Origin of the sequence: Xanthomonas pisi DSM 18956 (genome assembly GCF_001010415.1) — a bacterium.
GTDB classification, from domain to species: Bacteria; Pseudomonadota; Gammaproteobacteria; order Xanthomonadales; family Xanthomonadaceae; genus Xanthomonas; species Xanthomonas pisi.
Window position 1 is genome coordinate 1 of record NZ_JPLE01000302.1, and the last position, 443, is coordinate 443.

Annotated in this window: 1 protein-coding gene; it reads right to left on the minus strand. The window is 40.2% G+C overall.

Going from position 1 to position 443, the window contains the following annotated elements:
- Positions 1 to 73 precede the first annotated feature (73 nt).
- Positions 74 to 289, minus strand: a complete 216-nt coding sequence (locus Y887_RS20595; protein WP_157004363.1) for a hypothetical protein — start codon at positions 287 to 289, stop codon at positions 74 to 76.
- Positions 290 to 443: the final 154 nt, after the last annotated feature.

Sequence of the window (443 nt, forward strand, 5' to 3'; positions counted from 1 at the left end):
CCTACGCATGTATATTTCGCTTTTGGCTCACTCCTTTTGGGCCGTTTTGCCCGTTCTTTGATTGATAGTCTCATCAGTCTTCACCTTGAGATTCCAGACAAGTAAGGACAAGCCAAGTCATCGGAAGAATCAAAACCAGAGAAATGAGTGACCAGATAGACCAGCACAAGATGACAGACTTGAATGTGTGAACGTCGCCAAACGCAGCAGTAAAACAGAATCCCATTACGAATGCAATAGCTGTGGAATGGTTATCTATGGCTTTGATGGCACGGTCGATGAGTTTCATATTACCTCCGGTTTTGAGTTAATATGATTATAACGCAGAGTTTCAGAAAGGCAAACTTTTTGTGAATTTTAATCAAAAAAATGGCCAGAAAAAATCTGGCCGAAAGATCACCCTTTATCCACTACTAAGCTGGAATCATAATTTTACTTGATAT